The 609-nt window shown below is 54.2% G+C and carries 1 protein-coding gene and 1 pseudogene; both read left to right on the top strand.

All coding sequences use genetic code 11. The features are described 5' to 3' along the window. Positions 1 to 330: pseudogene (locus D588_RS0114735) on the top strand (hypothetical protein); the annotation flags it as partial. A gap of 21 nt (positions 331 to 351) precedes the next feature. After that, positions 352 to 609: zeta toxin family protein (locus D588_RS26740; protein WP_157836471.1), on the top strand; the 258-nt coding region annotated here is incomplete at its 3' end.

Raw genomic sequence — 609 nt, 5'->3', positions numbered from 1 at the left:
GTGCCGCAGAAGCTGCGGGAAATGCTCAAGGACTACCCTCAATACTTGGATGAATTGCAGCGAACGCTCAATGATGTGGTTGCCAAGCGTCTCCATGGCACTCCTTTGTTCGAGCAGGCCATATGGAGTCTTGAGGGCGCACTGAGTTCCTTTATCTCAGAAGCGCGTGATGAGCTCAAGGTAGCGCAGTCTTCTAGTGATCCCGAGGCGATCAGGAAAGCCGAGGCAAAGGTTAGCCTGATGCTGCATGCAAGGTTCAGTAATGGTGGTATGTCCGATTTAAATGAGATCTTGGCCTATTTCCAGGCGCACAAGGAGATCTTGTCGTGAGCGGCGAAGATTTTCGATTGAATGCGGGCGGAGCATCGCAGGATCTTTGAGGAGAATGTCCTCAAAGATTTTGATGGGAAATCATCGCTGGAGTGCCCTAACGCGGTCATCTTGGCTGGTCAGCCGGGAGCTGGAAAGGGCTGGCTTGCCAGAGCCGCGCGCGATGAAATGCGCAATGATGTGGTTCTTGTCGACCCGGACGAGCTCCGTGAATTTCATCCGCAAGTCAATGGGTTCCGTAACGCCCACCCCTACACCTGGTCCGGCCTCACCCATCCC

Source organism: Xanthomonas sp. SHU 308, from assembly GCF_000364645.1.
Classification (GTDB): Bacteria; Pseudomonadota; Gammaproteobacteria; order Xanthomonadales; family Xanthomonadaceae; genus Xanthomonas_A; species Xanthomonas_A sontii.
The sequence above is the reverse complement of the archived record's forward strand: the minus strand, read 5'-3'. Positions and strand labels throughout refer to the sequence as shown.